This is a genomic window from Pseudomonas sp. RA_5y_Pfl1_P24 (assembly GCF_963970945.1).
Taxonomy (GTDB): domain Bacteria; phylum Pseudomonadota; class Gammaproteobacteria; order Pseudomonadales; family Pseudomonadaceae; genus Aquipseudomonas; species Aquipseudomonas tritici.
Window position 1 is genome coordinate 350,229 of the sequence record NZ_CAXAOJ010000001.1, and the last position, 17,153, is coordinate 367,381.

Annotated in this window: 15 protein-coding genes and 4 tRNA genes; 10 read left to right on the forward strand and 9 right to left on the reverse strand. The window is 61.2% G+C overall.

Annotated elements, in window-relative coordinates; genetic code table 11:
* Positions 1–159 precede the first annotated feature (159 nt).
* From AACY30_RS01595 to AACY30_RS01610, 4 genes are all read right to left on the reverse strand, one after another.
* Positions 160–235 (reverse strand) — tRNA-His (locus tag AACY30_RS01595).
* 77 nt (positions 236–312) lie between these two features.
* Positions 313–397: transfer RNA gene (locus AACY30_RS01600), tRNA-Leu, on the reverse strand.
* Positions 398–454: 57 nt separating this feature from the next.
* A tRNA-His gene (locus AACY30_RS01605) sits at positions 455–530 on the reverse strand.
* Between the two features lie 32 nt (positions 531–562).
* Positions 563–639, reverse strand: a tRNA-Arg gene (locus tag AACY30_RS01610).
* A 279-nt stretch (positions 640–918) separates the two neighbouring features.
* Here AACY30_RS01610 and folD point away from each other — a divergent pair.
* Positions 919–1,773, forward strand: coding sequence for a bifunctional methylenetetrahydrofolate dehydrogenase/methenyltetrahydrofolate cyclohydrolase FolD (gene folD / locus AACY30_RS01615; RefSeq protein ID WP_314563020.1), 855 nt, complete (start codon positions 919–921; stop codon positions 1,771–1,773).
* Positions 1,774–1,977: 204 nt separating this feature from the next.
* Complete coding sequence (gene pbpG, locus AACY30_RS01620) at positions 1,978–2,901, forward strand: D-alanyl-D-alanine endopeptidase (protein WP_339467544.1); 924 nt, start codon at positions 1,978–1,980, stop codon at positions 2,899–2,901.
* 152 nt (positions 2,902–3,053) lie between these two features.
* On the opposite strand, the gene AACY30_RS01625 is transcribed toward pbpG, so the two are convergent.
* On the reverse strand, positions 3,054–3,716 hold the full coding sequence (locus tag AACY30_RS01625; RefSeq protein WP_339467546.1) for a C39 family peptidase: 663 nt from the start codon (positions 3,714–3,716) through the stop codon (positions 3,054–3,056).
* 210 nt (positions 3,717–3,926) lie between these two features.
* Between AACY30_RS01625 and AACY30_RS01630 the strand changes: the two genes are divergently transcribed.
* A complete protein-coding gene (locus AACY30_RS01630; protein ID WP_339467548.1) occupies positions 3,927–4,079 on the forward strand; it encodes a hypothetical protein in 153 nt (50 codons plus the stop codon).
* Positions 4,080–4,296: 217 nt separating this feature from the next.
* Here the strand turns inward: AACY30_RS01630 and AACY30_RS01635 are convergent, their stop codons facing one another.
* The 4 genes from AACY30_RS01635 to AACY30_RS01650 all read right to left on the reverse strand — a co-directional run bounded on the left by AACY30_RS01635 (position 4,297) and on the right by AACY30_RS01650 (position 8,380).
* Positions 4,297–5,136, reverse strand: coding sequence for a TIGR03915 family putative DNA repair protein (locus AACY30_RS01635; protein ID WP_339539499.1), 840 nt, complete (start codon positions 5,134–5,136; stop codon positions 4,297–4,299).
* A complete protein-coding gene (locus tag AACY30_RS01640; RefSeq protein WP_339427861.1) occupies positions 5,133–6,353 on the reverse strand; it encodes a putative DNA modification/repair radical SAM protein in 1,221 nt (406 codons plus the stop codon). Before AACY30_RS01640 ends, AACY30_RS01635 begins: the two co-directional genes overlap by 4 nt.
* Positions 6,354–6,439: 86 nt before the next feature.
* Positions 6,440–7,777 (reverse strand): lysine N(6)-hydroxylase/L-ornithine N(5)-oxygenase family protein, encoded by a 1,338-nt coding sequence (locus AACY30_RS01645; protein WP_339467550.1) that lies wholly within the window; start codon positions 7,775–7,777, stop codon positions 6,440–6,442.
* Between the two features lie 120 nt (positions 7,778–7,897).
* Positions 7,898–8,380 carry a sigma-70 family RNA polymerase sigma factor gene (locus tag AACY30_RS01650; protein ID WP_065875993.1) on the reverse strand — a complete coding sequence of 161 codons (483 nt, stop codon included), beginning with the start codon at positions 8,378–8,380 and terminating at the stop codon, positions 7,898–7,900.
* A gap of 255 nt (positions 8,381–8,635) precedes the next feature.
* Between AACY30_RS01650 and AACY30_RS01655 the strand changes: the two genes are divergently transcribed.
* The 7 genes from AACY30_RS01655 (at position 8,636) to AACY30_RS01685 (ending at position 17,153) form a co-directional block, all read left to right on the forward strand.
* Positions 8,636–9,805 carry an efflux RND transporter periplasmic adaptor subunit gene (locus tag AACY30_RS01655; protein WP_339539501.1) on the forward strand — a complete coding sequence of 390 codons (1,170 nt, stop codon included), beginning with the start codon at positions 8,636–8,638 and terminating at the stop codon, positions 9,803–9,805.
* Between the two features lies 1 nt (position 9,806).
* Positions 9,807–11,777: a MacB family efflux pump subunit gene (locus AACY30_RS01660; RefSeq protein ID WP_339539502.1), complete on the forward strand. Its 1,971-nt coding sequence runs from the start codon at positions 9,807–9,809 to the stop codon at positions 11,775–11,777.
* On the forward strand, positions 11,770–13,173 hold the full coding sequence (locus AACY30_RS01665) for an efflux transporter outer membrane subunit (RefSeq protein ID WP_339539504.1): 1,404 nt from the start codon (positions 11,770–11,772) through the stop codon (positions 13,171–13,173). The genes AACY30_RS01660 and AACY30_RS01665 overlap by 8 nt, the downstream gene beginning before the upstream one ends.
* Before the next feature lie 104 nt (positions 13,174–13,277).
* Positions 13,278–14,075 carry an alpha/beta fold hydrolase gene (locus AACY30_RS01670; protein ID WP_339539505.1) on the forward strand — a complete coding sequence of 266 codons (798 nt, stop codon included), beginning with the start codon at positions 13,278–13,280 and terminating at the stop codon, positions 14,073–14,075.
* Between the two features lie 60 nt (positions 14,076–14,135).
* The gene (locus AACY30_RS01675) at positions 14,136–14,906 is read left to right on the forward strand and encodes a FadR/GntR family transcriptional regulator (RefSeq protein WP_339467559.1); all 771 of its coding nucleotides are present in this window, start codon (positions 14,136–14,138) and stop codon (positions 14,904–14,906) included.
* A 126-nt stretch (positions 14,907–15,032) separates the two neighbouring features.
* Complete coding sequence (locus tag AACY30_RS01680; protein ID WP_339467561.1) at positions 15,033–16,235, forward strand: ABC transporter substrate-binding protein; 1,203 nt, start codon at positions 15,033–15,035, stop codon at positions 16,233–16,235.
* A 57-nt stretch (positions 16,236–16,292) separates the two neighbouring features.
* A complete protein-coding gene (locus tag AACY30_RS01685) occupies positions 16,293–17,153 on the forward strand; it encodes a branched-chain amino acid ABC transporter permease (protein ID WP_339467562.1) in 861 nt (286 codons plus the stop codon).

A 17,153-nucleotide genomic window follows, 5' to 3' on the forward strand; every position in this document is an offset into this window, starting at 1 on the left:
AACCCCTCAAACAGGGCCAGCAGGCAGTGCGGCATCATCGAGATACATAAATACGACGAAACGCCCTGCCGTCGCGACCCACTACCTGCAGCCGCCGAATATTCGTACCGCTGAAACCAAAAAAGGCGCCAGACTGTTAAATCTGGCGCCTTTCGAATATGGGGTGGACGAAGGGGATCGAACCCTCGACAACGGGAGTCACAATCCCGTGCTCTACCAACTGAGCTACGCCCACCATATTGCGTTAACAAAGAAACCAAACTACTTCTTTGTTGAGCCCTGCCCTGCCTTTCGACATGGCCAAGCCGTGTTTGGTGCGGATGAAGAGACTCGAACTCTTACGCCTCGCGGCGCTGGAACCTAAATCCAGTGTGTCTACCAATTCCACCACATCCGCGCTTGTAGCTCTTAAAGCAAAGGCGCCAGACGATTAATCTGGCGCCTTTTCAAAATATGGGGTGGACGAAGGGGATCGAACCCTCGACAACGGGAGTCACAATCCCGTGCTCTACCAACTGAGCTACGCCCACCATCTAGCGTTACTTGTGCCAAAGCTGCCTAATGGCGCACCCGGCAGGACTCGAACCTGCGACCATCCGCTTAGAAGGCGGATGCTCTATCCAGCTGAGCTACGGGCGCCTGATTAATCTGTACTCTTGGAGGATTACAAACTAAGTGCTTCCAGCCTTACAGAACAACACTCTATTCTGCTCGACCTTCTTAACCAGTGCTAGGCTGTGCCCGACAAGTGCGACGAATAGTATAGAGGGCCTGGAAACCCGTCAAATCTTTTTTGAAAAAAACTGATTTTATTTAAGGGGTTAGGGCAATTTGCAGACCAAGCGCCTTTGCCCTCACGTCATGGCATGCGAGAATGCGCGCACTTTTCTTCCCCCTCTCGATGGTTAATCACGCGTAATGACTGCACAACTTATCGACGGCAAATCAATCGCCGCCAGCCTGCGCCAGCAGATCGCCAAACGCGTCACCGAGCGTGGCCAGCAAGGCCTGCGCACGCCTGGCCTCGCGGTGATCCTGGTCGGCAGCGATCCTGCGTCCCAGGTTTATGTCTCGCACAAGCGTAAAGACTGTGAAGAGGTCGGCTTTATTTCCAAGGCCTACGACTTACCTTCCGAGACCACCCAGCAGGCGCTTACCGACCTGATCGACGGTCTCAACGACGACCCGAAGATCGATGGCATCCTGCTCCAACTGCCTTTGCCCGAGCACTTGGACGCGTCCAAATTGCTGGAGCGCATCCGCCCGGACAAGGACGTCGACGGCTTCCACCCTTACAACGTCGGCCGCCTGGCCCAGCGTATCCCACTGCTGCGCCCGTGCACTCCGAAAGGCATCATGACCCTGCTGGAAAGCACCGGTGTCGACCTTTATGGCCTTGATGCCGTGGTTGTCGGCGCGTCCAACATCGTCGGCCGCCCGATGGCCATGGAACTGCTGCTGGCCGGCTGCACCGTGACCGTCACCCACCGCTTCACCAAAGACCTCGCCGGCCATGTTGGCCGCGCCGACCTGGTCGTCGTCGCCGCCGGTAAGCCGGGCCTGGTCAAGGGTGAGTGGATCAAGGAAGGCGCCATCGTCATCGACGTGGGCATCAACCGCCAGGAAGACGGCAAACTGGTGGGTGACGTGGTGTACGAAACCGCCCTGCCCCGCGCTGGCTGGATCACTCCAGTACCCGGTGGGGTTGGCCCGATGACGCGTGCCTGCCTATTGGAAAATACCTTGTACGCCGCAGAAACCCTGCACGATTGATAACCAGGCGTACTGAAAAAGCCCTGCCTTATCGCAGGGTTTTTTATTGCCCGCAAAAAAACTTTTTACTTCGTTTTTAGGAACTTTCATCTGGCTTTAGAAGAACATTCGACAGTTTCTGATCCATACTCCTAAAATGTAACGGCATTTATCAAAAACCCGTTCCCGAACGGTTTTCCTTACTTTTTTAGCGAGTTCATCCGCGTGAAAATTCGTCTCTCTCTTGTCAGCCTATTTTTTGCTTTCACAGGCACCTTCGCGCAAGCAGCCGAAACCACCCAGGCTCCGCGTGATACCTCCAAGCTGCAAATCGCTTCAGGCAGCGCAATGCTGGTGGACCTGCAGACCAATAAGGTCATCTATTCCAGCAACCCCGACGTGGTGGTGCCCATTGCCTCGGTGAGCAAACTGATGACCGGCCTGATCGTGCTCGAAGCCAAGCAGAACATGGATGAGTACATCGATATCAACATCAAGGACACGCCGGAAATGAAAGGTGTGTTCTCCCGCGTGAAAATCGGCAGCGAAATGCCGCGCAGAGAGATGTTACTGATCGCCCTGATGTCGTCAGAAAACCGCGCCGCTGCCAGCCTGGCCCACCACTACCCAGGCGGCTACCCAGCGTTTATCGCGGCGATGAACGCCAAGGCCAAGGCGCTGGGCATGACTAGCACCCATTACGTCGAGCCTACTGGCCTGTCGATTCATAACGTGTCCACCGCCCGTGACCTGAGCAAACTGCTGGCCGCCGCGCGCCACTACCCGCTGCTCAGCCAACTGAGTACCACCAAGGAAAAGACCGTTTCGTTCCGCAAGCCCAGCTACACACTGGGCTTCTCCAACACCGACCACCTGATCAACCGCGCCAACTGGGACATCAAGCTGACCAAGACCGGCTTCACCAACCAGGCCGGCCACTGCCTGGTGCTGGTGACCAGCATGGGTAACCGCCCGGTGTCGTTGGTGATCCTGGATGCCTTTGGCAAATTCACTCACTTCGCCGATGCCAGCCGGATTCGTAACTGGGTAGAAACCGGCAAGAGCGGCTCGGTGCCGGATGTGGCATTGCGCTACAAGGCTGATAAGAACCTGAAGAACCGCCCGAACGCTGCACAAGTGCGTCGCTAAACACGTACTGCCTATGTGGGCGCTGGCTTGTGTGGGAGTCGGGCTTGCCCGCGATGCAGGCACTGAGGTGTTTCAGTGGCACCGCGGTGATGCTATCGCAGGCAAGCCAGCTCCCACACAAGCCCGCCCCCACACTGGATCGTCGGTTTTCTTTACTTGCGTTCCACCAACACTTTAAGCGCCTGCGCCGCCGCCCGCTCCTGCCCGGCCTGGGCCGTTGCATTAGCCGAATCACGCCAGCGTTGAGCATCCACATTGGCCGGCAACTGGCTTGGACGCTGGGTGACGATGGCCCAACTCCCCGCGCTCTTCCACTTCGATTCAAAGGCGCTGAAGCTCATCAAGAGGCGCCGGTCCATCCCGGAGCGCAGCAGCACAGTACTTTTCTGCTGATTGAACCCGACCACGACCACGTAGTGCGCGTCAGACCACACCCCGCCGCCAATTCTCGCCATCACCGGGTAACCCGCCGCCACCTGCGCCAGCACCGCCGTCAGCTCTGCATCCAGCGGGTACACCATCAGCCCGTATTCACGCGCCAGCACCTGCATGTTGCGTTGAAGGTCCGCTTCGGCGCCCGGTAAACGCAGCGGCTTATCCAACAAGCCCGGTGTCATGACAATGCCTTGTTGCGACAGCATGCTGGCTAAAGCCGTAGGACCGCTCTGATAAGCCTCGCCGCGAAAAGTCGGCACGCCATTGAGCTCGACACGCTCCGGCAGGCCCACCAGCCTCGACGGGGTCGCAGAGCACGCCGCAAGCCCAAGGGCACAGGCGAGCAACACGGATATTTTAAGGTTCGACCGTAACCGCAATTTTCTACTCTCTTGATCAACTGCCGGTGAGGGCCCTGATCATAGGACGCTCTGCCACGCGGGTATAGCCCGCAGGCTTAGTAAAGGGAGTGGATAGAGCAAAGAAGTTGGACAGACACGACCATTGGTCAATAGCAGGCAACCTCCGCCTAGCTAGACTGTCACTTGAGAAGACTGTGTGTGCCCCGTACGGGGCGAAAGGAGGCCCGAATGAGCCTTGCAACAACGATTTTACTGTTGATCTGCGGTTGGCTGGCGGTAGCCGGCGCCATGTTGTGGGGCGTGTTGCGCATTACCCGCCGGCACTATCACCCCCACGTAAAACCCGCCAATCCCCACAAGGCAGCGGTGCATCACGCCTAGCCAGGCATGCAATTGAAGCCCTGAGTCGCTGCGACTTCTTAAACCTGTCGCAGCCCTGACGCTGCTGGCGTTGCAAGGTTGCTCAATGGCGCCGACCTAAACCGTGCCTTCGGTAAACCTCCCGACGGTCTACCGCGAACAGGCCCGTGACGGCCCGTGGCACAACGAACATTGCAGGCGGTACAGACCCGTCAGTGACAGGCAAGCGTGCGATTGGTCACCGCGCTCGGTGGGGGCTGGCAATCTGGCGACCGGCCTTTGCCCCAATCAACTTCGCCTGCCCATCCTTCTGCTTTCCCGTCCGCGCCTCAGTGATCAATCCTGGGATCAACTTGCCCTCGGGCAAGTTCTTCCAGAACCGGCTCGGCAAATGCCCTTCCATCACCTTGGGGTTCAACCGCGCCGGATTGAAGATGTGGCTGTAATAGGTCAGCCACATCGCACTGTGCGGATCCTCTACATTCTGCGCCAGGTGCCGCCACGCCTCGGGGCACTCGCGCTGATGAATAAGCTGCTCTCCGTCGTAGTAGACCCCGTCCAGCGGCGTGGCGATCATCCACCGATGACGGCCCATGCGCCCGATGAAATGCTGGCTGGCGGATTTCAGAATGTCGTGTGCAGGCTCGTGCCAGGCCACATATTCCGGCAGCTCCGACCCCGCCCCAGGAGGTAATGCGATAAACCGCACAAACGCATGCAGATGGTGCGCCTCGCGGCTGACCTGTTTGATCCGCCGCTGCAACTCGCTACCCAGCTTGTCCCCTGCCAGCATCGCAGTACGATCGCCATGGCTCACACGCCACAACACTTCATACAGCAGGCTCCAGCGCTGGTCGCCGTGGTAGCAGGCGGCCGACTCCAGCAGATCCAACAGCGCCTTGGGCACCTGCGTCTGGAACGGCCCGAGGCCTTCGGGGATGGACTGGTCGGTAGCAAACAGATCGGCTACCTCGGCCTCGCCCCAACTCACTTGGCTGGGATCGACCTGATGGCTGAGCAGCCATCGCGCCTGGTCGCGCCAGGTGCTGAACAGGTTGTCGCATTCCAGGCTGATCATCCCCACAGCCCCATTTGCTGCGGTGCGGGGCGGTCGCGCAATTGCTCACGTAGCAGCACGCTGGTGCTTTCGGCCTGTTGCGGGTGATAGTCACTGGTGATGAAAAACGGCTTGGCCTTGGCCAGTACGCAGCGCATGCGCGCCAGGTCTTCGAAGCGGATCTTGCGTTCACGCCGCAGGTCCACCAGGCGCTGGGTGGTGCGCAGGCCAATGCCCGGAATGCGCGCAATCAAGGTCGGCTCGGCGCGGTTCAGGTCCAGGGGGAATACCTCGCGGTGTTCCAGGGCCCAGGCCAGCTTGGGGTCGATATCCAGGGCCAGGTGGCCGGGGCCTGCGAACAGTTCGTTGGCGCTGAACCCGTAGCTGCGCAGCAGGAAATCGGCCTGGTACAAGCGATGCTCGCGCATCAGCGGTGGTGCAGCCAGGGGCACGCTCTTCGGGCTGTTGGGGATGGGGCTGAACGCCGAGTAATACACACGCCGCAGCTTGAAATTGCCGTAAAGCGCTTCGGCACCGTGGAGGATGGTGCTGTCATCGGTGTCGTCGGCGCCAACGATCATTTGCGTACTCTGCCCTGCCGGGGCGAATCGCGGTGCGCGCGGCTCATTGAGCACGGTCTGCTCGCCGGTGTAGATGGTCTGCATGGCCTGCTTGATGGAGACGATCTGTTTTTCCGGCGCCAGGGTCTGCAAGCTGGTCTCGGTAGGCAGTTCGATATTCACGCTCAGGCGGTCGGCATAACGCCCGGCTTCGGCGATCAGCGCCGGGTCCGCATCCGGAATGGTCTTGAGGTGGATATAGCCGCGAAAGTCGTGATCTTCGCGAAGAAGCTTGGCGACCCGCACCAACTGCTCCATGGTGTAGTCGGACGAACGGATGATGCCAGAGCTGAGAAACAGCCCGCTGACGCAATTGCGCCGGTAGAAGTCCAGGGTCAGGGTGACCACCTCCTCCGGGCTGAAACGCGCGCGGGGCACGTCGCTGGAGCGGCGGTTGACGCAGTATTGGCAGTCGTAGAGACAGAAGTTGGTGAGCAACACCTTGAGCAATGACACGCATCGCCCATCGGGCGTATAGCTGTGGCAGATGCCCATGCCATCGGTAGAACCCAGCCCCGCCTTGCCCTCGGAGCTACGCTTGGGCGCGCCGCTGCTGGCGCACGACGCGTCGTACTTGGCGGCGTCGGCGAGGATGCTGAGTTTTTCGATCAACTGCATGGAGGGCTACCGATACTGGTTTTTTGTACAGTATCAGAGGGTAGCTACAAGCTACAAGCTACAAGCTTGAAGCTTGTAGCTGGAACTCAGCTCGCGGTGGCGAGCAACACGTCACGCACCGAGCGTCCCTTGCCACGCCCACGGTCCAGTGCGTACAGCGACGCTGCAATCTCATCCGCACGAATCGGCAGCACCGACAGCAAGGTGTCACTCAAACCGTGGCTGGCCTGGCTGAAACCCTGGATGTAGATGCCAGCGTTGCAACGCTCGTCGGTGACGATGCGGTAATCGCGCGCCACCTCGAATTCGCCCAGATAATCTTCCAGCGGCGCCAGCAAGGCGCGGTGCGTCTGGCGCTCGTAGCCGGTGGCGAGGATCACCGCATCGTAATGATTGACGCTGGTTTCGCCGCTGGCGTTATTGCGCAGCACCAACTCGATGCCCAACGGACCTGGGGTGGCTTTTTCGACCACCGTCATGGTGCGGAACGCTTGGCGGGCGATGCCGGAGACTTTCTGGCGATAAAAGATGCCGTAGATACGCTCGATCAGGTCCAGGTCTACCACCGAATAATTGGTGTTCTGGTACTCGGCGACCAGGCGCTCACGCTCGGCACCTTCCTGCTGGAACACCAGGTCGGTAAAGGCCGGCGAGAACACTTCGTTGACGAACGGACTGTCATCGGCGGGCTTGAGCGCCGATCCGCGCAGGATCATGTCGACCTGCACCGACGCGAAGCTGTCGTTCAGGTCGATAAAAGCTTCGGCTGCACTCTGGCCGCCGCCGATGATGGCGATGCGCATGGCCTTGCCCTCGACACACGGTTGCGTGGCCATGCGCGCTAGGTATTGAGAATGGTGGAACACCCGGCGGTCCCCTTTGAGCGCCTTGAACGCCTCCGGAATACGGGGTGTGCCGCCGGCGCTGACCACCACCGAACGGGTGGTGCGCACGTGCTGCTCGCCCAGGGCATCGCGGGAAATCACGCGCAGCGCTTCAACCTGCTGCTGATGCAGGATCGGCTCGATGGCCAGCACTTCCTCGCCGTAGCACGCCTGGGCCTGGAACTGCCCGGCGACCCAGCGCAGGTAGTCGTTGTACTCCATGCGGCACGGGTAAAAGGTGCCCAGGTTGATAAAGTCCACCAAGCGGTCGTGTGCTTTCAGGTAATTGACGAAGGAATATGGGCTGGTGGGGTTGCGCAGGGTCACCAGGTCCTTGAGGAACGAGATCTGCAGTTCGCTCTGGGTCACCAGGGTATTGCCGTGCCAGCGGTAGTCGGCCTGTTTGTCGAGAAACAGCACGTCCAGTTTGCCCTGGGCCTTTTCGCGCTCCTGCAGGGCGATGGCCAGCGCCAGGTTCGAAGGGCCGAAACCGATACCGATCAGGTCGTGAACCGCGGGCGAAGCAATAGCCTGTGTCATTCCAGTGTCCTCTGGATAAGCCCCTTGGCGGTGGGGCGGGAATACCTTTCAAGACCTGCACAACAGGTCATGTGTTGATAGGAAACGAGGACAGTGAAATAAAATTTAACTAACAGGTGATCAGTGCGCTTCCCACTCTCGCATCCGCCCCCGGCAGTGCTTCATGGCGTTGACGATGTGTTTTTCCACCAGGGCGCGGGAAATGCACAGGCGCTCGGCGATTTGCAGGTGGGTCAGGCCGTCGAGCTTGCGCAGCAGAAAGCTGTCGCGACAGGCTGGCGGCAGCTCGGCCAGGGCGCGTTCGAGCAATTCCAGGCGCTGGCCGTGGTCGTGGTGGGTGTGGGGCGAGCAACTGGCGAAGCGCTCTTCGGCATCCAGCACATCCAGAGGTTCAACCTGGCGCAAGGCGTTGCGGCGATGGCCGTCGATCACCAGGTTGAGCGCAGTGCGATACAAAAAGGCGCGGGGTTGTTCGATGGGCGTGTCGCTGGAACGTTCCAGCACCCGGACATAAGCGTCATGCACCACATCCTCGGCCACCTGACGGTTGCCCAGCTTGGCGTTGAGGAAACACACCAGCTCGCGATAGTAGTTTTCCAACATGACTCCCGACCGCCGGGTGGCGGCATTAGGCTCTTGGGTGCAAAAAAGACAGCGTTTGGGTGATGGCAGTTTGAGTGCGTGCAATTTATAGTAATTCTCATCTACTTTTAAAGCACACTTGCATCAACGGACGATTATTTTTCTTCAAGGGCGCTGTAACTGCCTATGTAACCGCCTAAATCCCCACGCAATTCCCTCGTCTACCTTTCAGCTCCCCGCAACTGCGGTCCGAACTTTCCTGGCTGGAACCAAAGCATGAAACGCCCTCGACCTGCCCGACGCGCCTTTCTGGCTATCGCGTGCCTGCTCCCCATCATCGCCATCGCGGCCTGGCAAGTGCTGCCGCCTGGGCGTGACACCCTCACCACCGTGAGCGTCACCCGCGGCAATATCGAAAACAGCGTGACGGCCCTGGGCACCCTGCAACCCAGGCGTTATGTGGATGTTGGCGCACAGGCGTCCGGGCAGATCCGCAAGATCCACGTCGAGGCCGGCGACCAGGTCCAGGAAGGCCAATTGCTGGTGGAAATAGACCCTTCCACGCAAAAAGCCAAGCTCGACGCCAGCCGGTACGCCATCGAAAACCTCAAGGCCCAGTTGCAGGAGCAAAACGCCCAGCATCAGTTGGCACGCCAGAAGTACCAGCGCCAGCAACGCCTGGCCGCCGGTAATGCGACCCGTGAAGAAGATGTACAAACCGCCAAAGCTGAATTGAGCGCCACTGCGGCCCGGGTCAGCATGTTCCAGGCGCAGATCCGGCAAGCCCAGGCCAGCCTGCGCAGCGATGAAGCGGAGCTGGGCTACACACGCATCTATGCGCCGATGACCGGCACCGTCGTGGCGGTGGACGCGCGCGTCGGCCAGACCCTGAATGCCCAGCAGCAGACGCCGCTGATCCTGCGCATCGCCAAACTGTCACCGATGACCGTCTGGGCGGAAGTCTCGGAAGCCGATATCGGCCACGTCAAGCCCGGCATGACCGCGTACTTCACCACCCTGAGCGGCGGCAACCGGCGCTGGACCAGCACCGTGCGGCAGATCCTGCCGATCCCGCCCAAGCCCTTGAATGAAAGCCAAGGCAGCGGCAGCCCCAACGGTTCCAGTAAAAGCGGCAGTGGCCGTGTAGTGCTGTACACCGTGCTGCTGGACGTGGACAACAGCGACAACGCGTTGATGGCGCAGATGACCACCCAGGTGTTTTTCGTTGCCAGCCAGGTCAAGGACGCCCTCACCGCACCGGTTGCCGCGCTGCGGGGCACGTCCAGTGCCGACCGCCAGATCGCCCGGGTCGTGACCAAAAGCGGGCGTATCGAAGAACGCCACGTGCTACTGGGCATCAGTGACCGCCTGCGCGTTCAAGTGCTCGACGGCCTGAACGAGGGCGATCAACTGTTGATCGGCCCGGCCGACGGCAACGGGGGTTGAGTTGACCACGCCCCTGATCGAACTCAAGAACATCCGCAAATCCTACGGCGGCGGCGAAAGCCCGCAGGTCGACGTGTTGCGCGGCATCGACCTGTCGATTCATGCCGGGGAGTTCGTTGCCATCGTCGGCGCCTCGGGCTCCGGCAAGTCCACGCTGATGAATATCCTCGGCTGCCTCGACCGCCCAAGCGTCGGTGACTACCTGTTCGCCGGGGAAAACGTCGCGCGCCTGGACTCTGACGAACTGGCCTGGCTGCGCCGCGAAGCCTTTGGCTTCGTGTTCCAGGGCTACCACTTGATTCCCTCCGGCTCGGCCCAGGAAAACGTCGAGATGCCGGCGATCTATGCCGGCATCAGCGCCACCGAGCGCCATGCCCGCGCCAACGCGCTGCTCACGCGCCTGGGCCTGGCCGACCGCACCGGCAACCGTGCGCACCAGCTTTCCGGCGGCCAGCAGCAGCGCGTGTCCATCGCTCGCGCATTGATGAACGGTGGCCACATCATCCTGGCCGATGAACCCACCGGCGCCCTCGACAGCCACAGCGGCGCCGAGGTCATGAGCCTGCTCGACGAACTGGCCAGCCAAGGCCACGTGGTGATCCTGATCACCCACGACCGCGAAGTGGCGGCGCGGGCCAACCGCATTATCGAGATTCGCGATGGCTTGATCATCAGTGACTCGGCCGATGGCAGCGAAGTTGCTCCTGCATTAGCCAACGGCGCCCTGCAAGCCGTTGACCTGCGCCAACGCCTGGCCGACGGCGCCGAGCACAATGGCGCGTGGAAAGCCGAACTGGTGGATGCCGTGCAAGCTGCCTGGCGGGTGATGTGGATCAACCGCTTCCGCACGGCGTTGACCCTGCTGGGCATCATTATCGGCGTAGCGTCGGTGGTGGTGATGCTCGCGGTGGGCGAAGGCAGCAAGCGCCAGGTCATGGCGCAGATGGGCGCGTTCGGTTCCAACATCATCTACCTCAGTGGCTCGTCGCCCAACCCGCGTACGCCGCCGGGAATCGTGTCGCTCAATGACGTCCACGCACTGGCAGCGCTGCCCCAGGTGCAGCGCATCATGCCGGTCAACGGCAGCGAAGCCGGGGTGCGTTTTGGCAATGTCGACTACATGGCCTATGTGGGCGGCAATGACACCAACTTCCCGGAGATTTTCAATTGGCCGGTGGTCGAGGGCAATTATTTTACCGCCGAGGACGAGCGCGCCGCCGCCACGGTGGCGGTGATCGGGCATCGTGTACGCGAGAAACTGTTCAAGGCCGAGGTCGACCCCATCGGCCAGTACATCCTGATTGAGAACGTGCCGTTCCAGGTGATCGGGGTGCTGGCGGAAAAAGGCGCCAGCTCCGGCAACAAGGACAGCGACGACCGCATTGCCATCCCTTATACCGCCGCCAGCGTGCGCCTGTTCGGCAGCTATAACCCCGAATACGTGGTGATCGCGGCGGCTGATGCGCGCAAGGTCCACGAGGCCGAGCTGGCCATCGACCAGTTGATGCAGACGCTGCACAACGGCAAGCGCGATTACGAGCTGACCAACAACGCGGCGATGATCCAGGCCGAAGCCCACACGCAGAACACGCTGTCGTTGATGCTTGGTTCGATTGCCGCGATCTCCCTGTTGGTGGGCGGTATCGGCGTGATGAACATCATGTTGATGACTGTGCGCGAGCGTACCCGCGAAATCGGTATCCGCATGGCCACCGGCGCACGCCAGCGCGACATCCTGCGCCAGTTCCTCACCGAAGCGGTGATGCTCTCGGTGGTCGGCGGCCTGTGCGGCATCGCCCTGGCCCTGATGGTGGGTGGCGTGCTGGTACTGGCCGAGGTGGCGGTGCAGTTTTCCCTGGTGGCGGTGTGTGGCGCATTTGGTTGCGCGCTGGTCACCGGCGTCGTATTCGGCTTTATGCCGGCCCGTAAAGCTGCCCGGCTCGATCCGGTTAAGGCGTTGACCCGTGAATAAACGATCCATTTACTTGCCCGGTGTGTGCGTGTTGCTCAGCGCCTGCGCCGGCAACCCACCGGCCATCGACACGGCTATTGCGCCGCCTGCCGCCTGGCAATACGCCGAGCGCGACGCCGCCCAGGCCACCAACCAGCAATGGTGGACACACTTCGCCAGCCCGCAGTTGAACCGACTGGTCGAGCAGGCCCGCCGTGACAGTTTCGACGTTGCCGCCGCCACGGCCCGTGTGCGCCAGGCCCAGGCCAGTGCGGTGATAGCCGGCGCGCCGGTGTTGCCCGAGGTGAAGTTCAACCTTGAGACCAGTCACCAGAAACTCATACGCGGCTCAGGTGGACCGAACCTGGATGCGTCCCAAAGCGACGACGCCGTCGACAACTTCGGCGCCAACCTCACCGCCAGCTACGAAGTGGACTTCTGGGGTGGCCGCGCCGCCGCTCGCGACAGCGCCCTGCACAGCCTGCGCGCCAGCGAGTTTGACCAGGCCACCGTGGAACTGACCCTGCTCAGCAGCGTGGCCGACCGCTACGCACAAACCCTCGCCGCCCACCAGCGCCAGCAGATCGCCGAGCTGAACCTGGCCAATGCGCGCAACGTGCTCGACCTGGTACAGACGCGCTATGACGCCGGCGCCGCCACGGCCCTGGAACTGGCCCAGCAAAAAAGCCTGGTGGCCAGCCAGCAACGCCAGCTGCCGCTGATCCAGCAACTGGCCGAAGAATCGCAGATCACCCTGGCCGCCCTGCTCGGCCAACCGGTGCAGGCCTTGGACCTGGGCGCCGAGCCCTTTCAGGCACTGACCTGGCCGAGCATCGGCGCCGGCCTGCCCAGCCAATTGCTCAGCCGCCGGCCCGACATCGCCAAGGCCGAGGCGCAACTGGCGGCGGCACAGGCTGATGTCACCGTGGCCCGCGCGGCCATGCTGCCCGCCGTCACCCTTGGCGCGACCCTGGGTTCCGACGCCTACAAGGCCATGGATGTGTTGCGCAGCCCCTATTACACGCTGACTGCAGGCTTGGTCGGCCCGATCTTCAACAACGGCCGTTTAAGCGCTGAACGCGATAAGGCCCGCGCACGCCAGGAAGAACTGCTGCAAACCTATCGCGGTGCGATCATCAACGGCTTTGCCGATGTGGAAAAAGCCCTCAGCCGCATCACCCGCCTCGACCAGCAACGCGACTGGCAAAGTGAAGAGTTGCACCAAGCCCGGACAGCGTTCCAGATCGCCGAAAGCCGCTACCAGGCAGGTGCCGAAGACCTGCTCACGGTGCTGGAAACCCAGCGCACGCTGTACGCGACCCAAGACCAGAATGTGCAACTGCGGCTGTCACGCCTGCAGGCCAGCATCGCGCTGTACAAGGCACTGGGCGGTGGCTGGCAGGCACAGATCCGATAAACAAAACTCCGATTTCGTACATTCGCTGTCTTCTCGCCCTACATTCTTCGACCTGAGGTCCTTGGTAAAAAAGCCGCTATCACACGGCCGTCCAGGACCTCTCGATGACTGTTGCAAACTACCTGACGTGCGCCTGTCTCTGGCTGACCGCAAGCCTTGCCCCTGCCCAACCACTGATCCCTCCCACCACCATCGACTGGCTGCTGGACTGTCACCTGCCCACCGTTGAGCGCCTGGACCCCAAGGTGCTGCAACGCACCCAATGCGGCATCGTGAACGTACCGCGCAATTACGCCGTGCCCCGGCAAGGCAGCTTGCGTCTCTACCTGACGCGCGTCGGCGCCCGTGACCCGTTGAACCGGGAGGGCGTGGTGTTTGCCCAGGCTGGCGACGCCGCCGCAAACAACCGGGGCGGCACCTTTGTCATTCACCTGACCAGCCTCTGGGGCGCCTATGCCAACCCAGCCTATCGCACGCTGGTCAACCGTTACGACGTGATCGAACTCAGCCCCCGCGACCTCAGCAACGACAACGGCATCGAACAGGCCGCTCAGGACATGGAGTACGTCCGCACGCAACTTGGCGACGCCCAACTGCTCTACCTGGGCAACGACAACGCCGCTCGCCTGGGTAGCCGTTACGCTGCGCTGTTTCCCGAGCGCGTGGTGCGCATGGTGCTGGTCAACGCGCAACAGGCCGAGGAAGCGGCTCCGCCGGTCGAGCAACTGAGGCTGAAAGAACCCGTCAAGCAAGCCGCCAGCAGTTGCATCAACCGCTGGGTCGCAGACTTCCTGGTCTTTGGCAAGCAGCCACCGCCGTCCACGCGTTGCCTTGACTCAGGTAACCGCAGAGCCGCCACCCGTTTGCGACCTGTTGCCACCGAAAACGACACGTGGCGTTGACGCTGCATCCGGATCGCTATTAAGTGCTATTTATCCGCATTAATACGATAAATCGAACCCATGCTAAGTCGCCCGCTCCGACGCAAACGCCAGAAGCTGTCCGATGTGATTGTCGAGTCGGTCAAGCGCTCCATCGTCACCGACGCCTTGAAGCCCGGCGACCGTCTACCCACCGAACGTGAGCTGATGGAAAGCTTCCAGTGTTCCAAGGGCTCGGCCCGCGAAGCGCTCAAGGCCCTGGAAGTGGAAGGCCTGGTGAGCACACGCACCGGCCCCAGCGGTGGTGCTTACCTGAACCAGGCCGGCACTGAGCCAGCCAGCCGCGCGCTGCGCAACTACCTGCACTTCCAGCACCTGGATGGCGAGCAGGTGTACCAACTGCGCAAAGTCATCGAAGTGGAACTCGCGGTGTCGGTGCTTGGGCGCTTGAGCGAAGACGACTACCAGGCCCTGCAAGACAACGTGGATTTCTGCAGCGCCCCGGAAGACAGCGAGGCCGGCCAGCGCGAGCAACGCCTGGCGGAACTGGAGTTCCACAACCTGCTGGCCAAGGCCTGCCCCAATCCGTTGCTGAGTTTTATGGCGCAGTTTCTCAACGACCTGCTGCGCGACCTGGTGGTGTTGAAAAAGGCCTACAAGCCCAAGCGCAAGCAGTTCGACGCGGCCAACCTGGATTATCACAAGCAGTTGCTGATCGCCTTCCGTGCCGGGGATGAAAGCGCGGTGCGCGGTTTGATGCATGAGCATATGTGCGATGCGGAACACCATATGACGGCGCTGGAAGGTGAAGTCAGCCCGCACTTTCTTCTGGAGTTCGATCACCGCCCCTAAAGACATCACAGATTGACCTATTCCAACCAACACCTGCGTTATCCAATAACAGGCCTGCCCACAGGCCCTTGCTCCACCGTATCGCCCTTGCCACTCCTGCCAATAACTAAACCAGGGAGTCACCCCATGCAGCGTCGTACGTTGTTGAAAGCCAGTCTCACCGCAGCCGCCGCCCTCAGCCTCCCACTGAGTATCCGGTCGGCATTCGCCGCCGAGCCCTTTACCTTTTACGGCCTCAAGTCCATGTCTGGCGCCTTTGCCAGCTATGGCAAATTTGCCGACATGGGTTCGCGCCTGGCGGTGGAACAGCACCCCGAACTCCTCGGGCGCCCACTGAACTACAAAGTCATCGACACCGAAGGCAACGCCGGCAAGGCCGTGCGCAAGGTGCAGGAAGCCATCCAGCAGGACGGCGCGCGGTTCTTCCAAGGCTGCACGCTGTCGTCGTCGGCACTGGCGGTTGCCAAGGAAGTGGACAAGGTCGGCGGTGTGTTCATGACCCCGGTCGGCGCCGATGAAGTCACCGGCAAGGATTGCAACCTCGCGACCTTCCGCTGGTCGGTGCCCACTTACGGCGCGATCCGTGAAACCATGGTGCCGCTGATCAAACTGCTGCCGGACGCCAAGCGCTGGTACACCATCACCCCGCAATACGTGTTCGGCGAAGCGCTGCTCGAAGGCGCAAAAACAGTGCTCAAGGAAAACGGCCTGGAACACATTGGCAACAGCTACCACTCACTGCAAGAACAAGAATTCTCCGGCTACCTGACCAACGCCATCGCCGCCAAGCCCGATGTGCTCGTGCTGCTCAACTTCGGCAGCCAGTCGTCCAACACCCTGCGTCAGGCGGTTAACTTCGGCATCAAGGAGCGCATGAAAGTGCTGCTGGTATGGTCCGCCGGCCTCGACCAATTCCAGGAGTTGGGCAGCGATGTGCTTGAAGGCGTGTACCTCGGCGCACAGTACTGGCACCAGGTCGACACCCCGCTCAACCGTGAACTGGTCAAGCTGACCCAGGCGAAGTACGGCATCAACCCCACCTACCCGCTGGCCGCCGATTACATCAGCACCAAGGTCATGCTCGAAACCATCATTTCCACCGCCAGCTTTGACGGCAAAACCGTGGCCAAAGCCATGCAGGGCTTGAGTTTCGAAGGGCCGACCGGCAAGGAATCGATCCGCGCCAGCGACCACCAGGTGATCAAGGATTACTACCTGCTGATCGGCAAGGCCACCGGCGACATGGCCGACAAGGACGACCTGGCCAAGGTGCTCAGTGCCGGCCAGTCGTTCCCGCCGGTAGAAGCCACGGGCTGCACGCTCGGCTGATCCCCTGAATTTGGTAGCGCAGGGCCGTGCAAGCGGCCTCCTGCAGAGGGTTCCTGCATGCTTTCTCTTTACCTGTTCCAGATACTCAACGGCCTCGGATTGGGGATGATCTACTTCCTGATCGCGGTCGGTCTCACGATCATTTTCGGCCTGCTCAACTTCGTCAACTTCGCGCACGGCGCGTTCTTCTTGCTGGGCGCCTACATCTGCTACACCGCCGTGAGCCTCACCGGCAACTTCTGGCTGGCGTTGCTCATCGCCCCACTGGTGGTGGCCGCGTTGGCCTGGGCTATCGAGCGATTATTGATTCAACGGATTTACCACTTGCCGCACATGTTCCAGATCCTGGTGACCTTGGGCATCGCGTTGATCATCCAGGAAGCCAGCGTGATGATCTGGGGCCCGGTGGGCAAGAGCGTCGCCGTGCCAGAACTGCTGCGCGGCGTGCTGGTGGTGGGTGACTTCGTGTACCCCTATTACCGCCTTTTCCTCATCGTGTTTTCCGGGCTGGTTGGCCTGGGCCTGTGGTTGCTGTTGGAACGCACGCGCTTCGGCGCCCTGGTGCGGGCAGGCAGTGAAAGCACCGAGACCGTGTCGCTGCTGGGCACGAATATCTTCCGCCTGTTCTCCATGACCTTCGCCCTTGGCGTAGCCCTGGCCGGCATGGCCGGTGTGCTGTTCGCACCGTTGCGCGGCGCCCAGCCCTTCGTCGGCCCGGAAATTCTCGGGGTGGCGTTTGTGGTCGTGGTGATCGGCGGCATGGGTTCGTTCAGCGGTGCGCTGGTCGGCGGTTTGCTGGTGGGCGTGGTGCAAAGCCTGATGACCACACTTTGGCCCCAGGGCGCGAGCCTGATGATCTACGGCGCAATGGCCGTGGTGATTCTGGTACGTCCTTACGGCCTGTTTGGGAGAGCCTGA

Coding starts and splice junctions, on each gene's coding strand:
- AACY30_RS01670 (WP_339539505.1), top strand. CDS start 13,278: ATGACTGTTGCAAACTACCTGACGTGCGCCTGTCTCTGGCTGACCGCA.
- folD (WP_314563020.1), top strand. CDS start 919: ATGACTGCACAACTTATCGACGGCAAATCAATCGCCGCCAGCCTGCGC.
- AACY30_RS01645 (WP_339467550.1), bottom strand. CDS start 7,777: ATGACACAGGCTATTGCTTCGCCCGCGGTTCACGACCTGATCGGTATC.
- AACY30_RS01675 (WP_339467559.1), top strand. CDS start 14,136: ATGCTAAGTCGCCCGCTCCGACGCAAACGCCAGAAGCTGTCCGATGTG.
- AACY30_RS01630 (WP_339467548.1), top strand. CDS start 3,927: ATGAGCCTTGCAACAACGATTTTACTGTTGATCTGCGGTTGGCTGGCG.
- AACY30_RS01640 (WP_339427861.1), bottom strand. CDS start 6,353: ATGCAGTTGATCGAAAAACTCAGCATCCTCGCCGACGCCGCCAAGTAC.
- AACY30_RS01685 (WP_339467562.1), top strand. CDS start 16,293: ATGCTTTCTCTTTACCTGTTCCAGATACTCAACGGCCTCGGATTGGGG.
- AACY30_RS01635 (WP_339539499.1), bottom strand. CDS start 5,136: ATGATCAGCCTGGAATGCGACAACCTGTTCAGCACCTGGCGCGACCAG.
- AACY30_RS01655 (WP_339539501.1), top strand. CDS start 8,636: ATGAAACGCCCTCGACCTGCCCGACGCGCCTTTCTGGCTATCGCGTGC.
- AACY30_RS01650 (WP_065875993.1), bottom strand. CDS start 8,380: ATGTTGGAAAACTACTATCGCGAGCTGGTGTGTTTCCTCAACGCCAAG.
- AACY30_RS01680 (WP_339467561.1), top strand. CDS start 15,033: ATGCAGCGTCGTACGTTGTTGAAAGCCAGTCTCACCGCAGCCGCCGCC.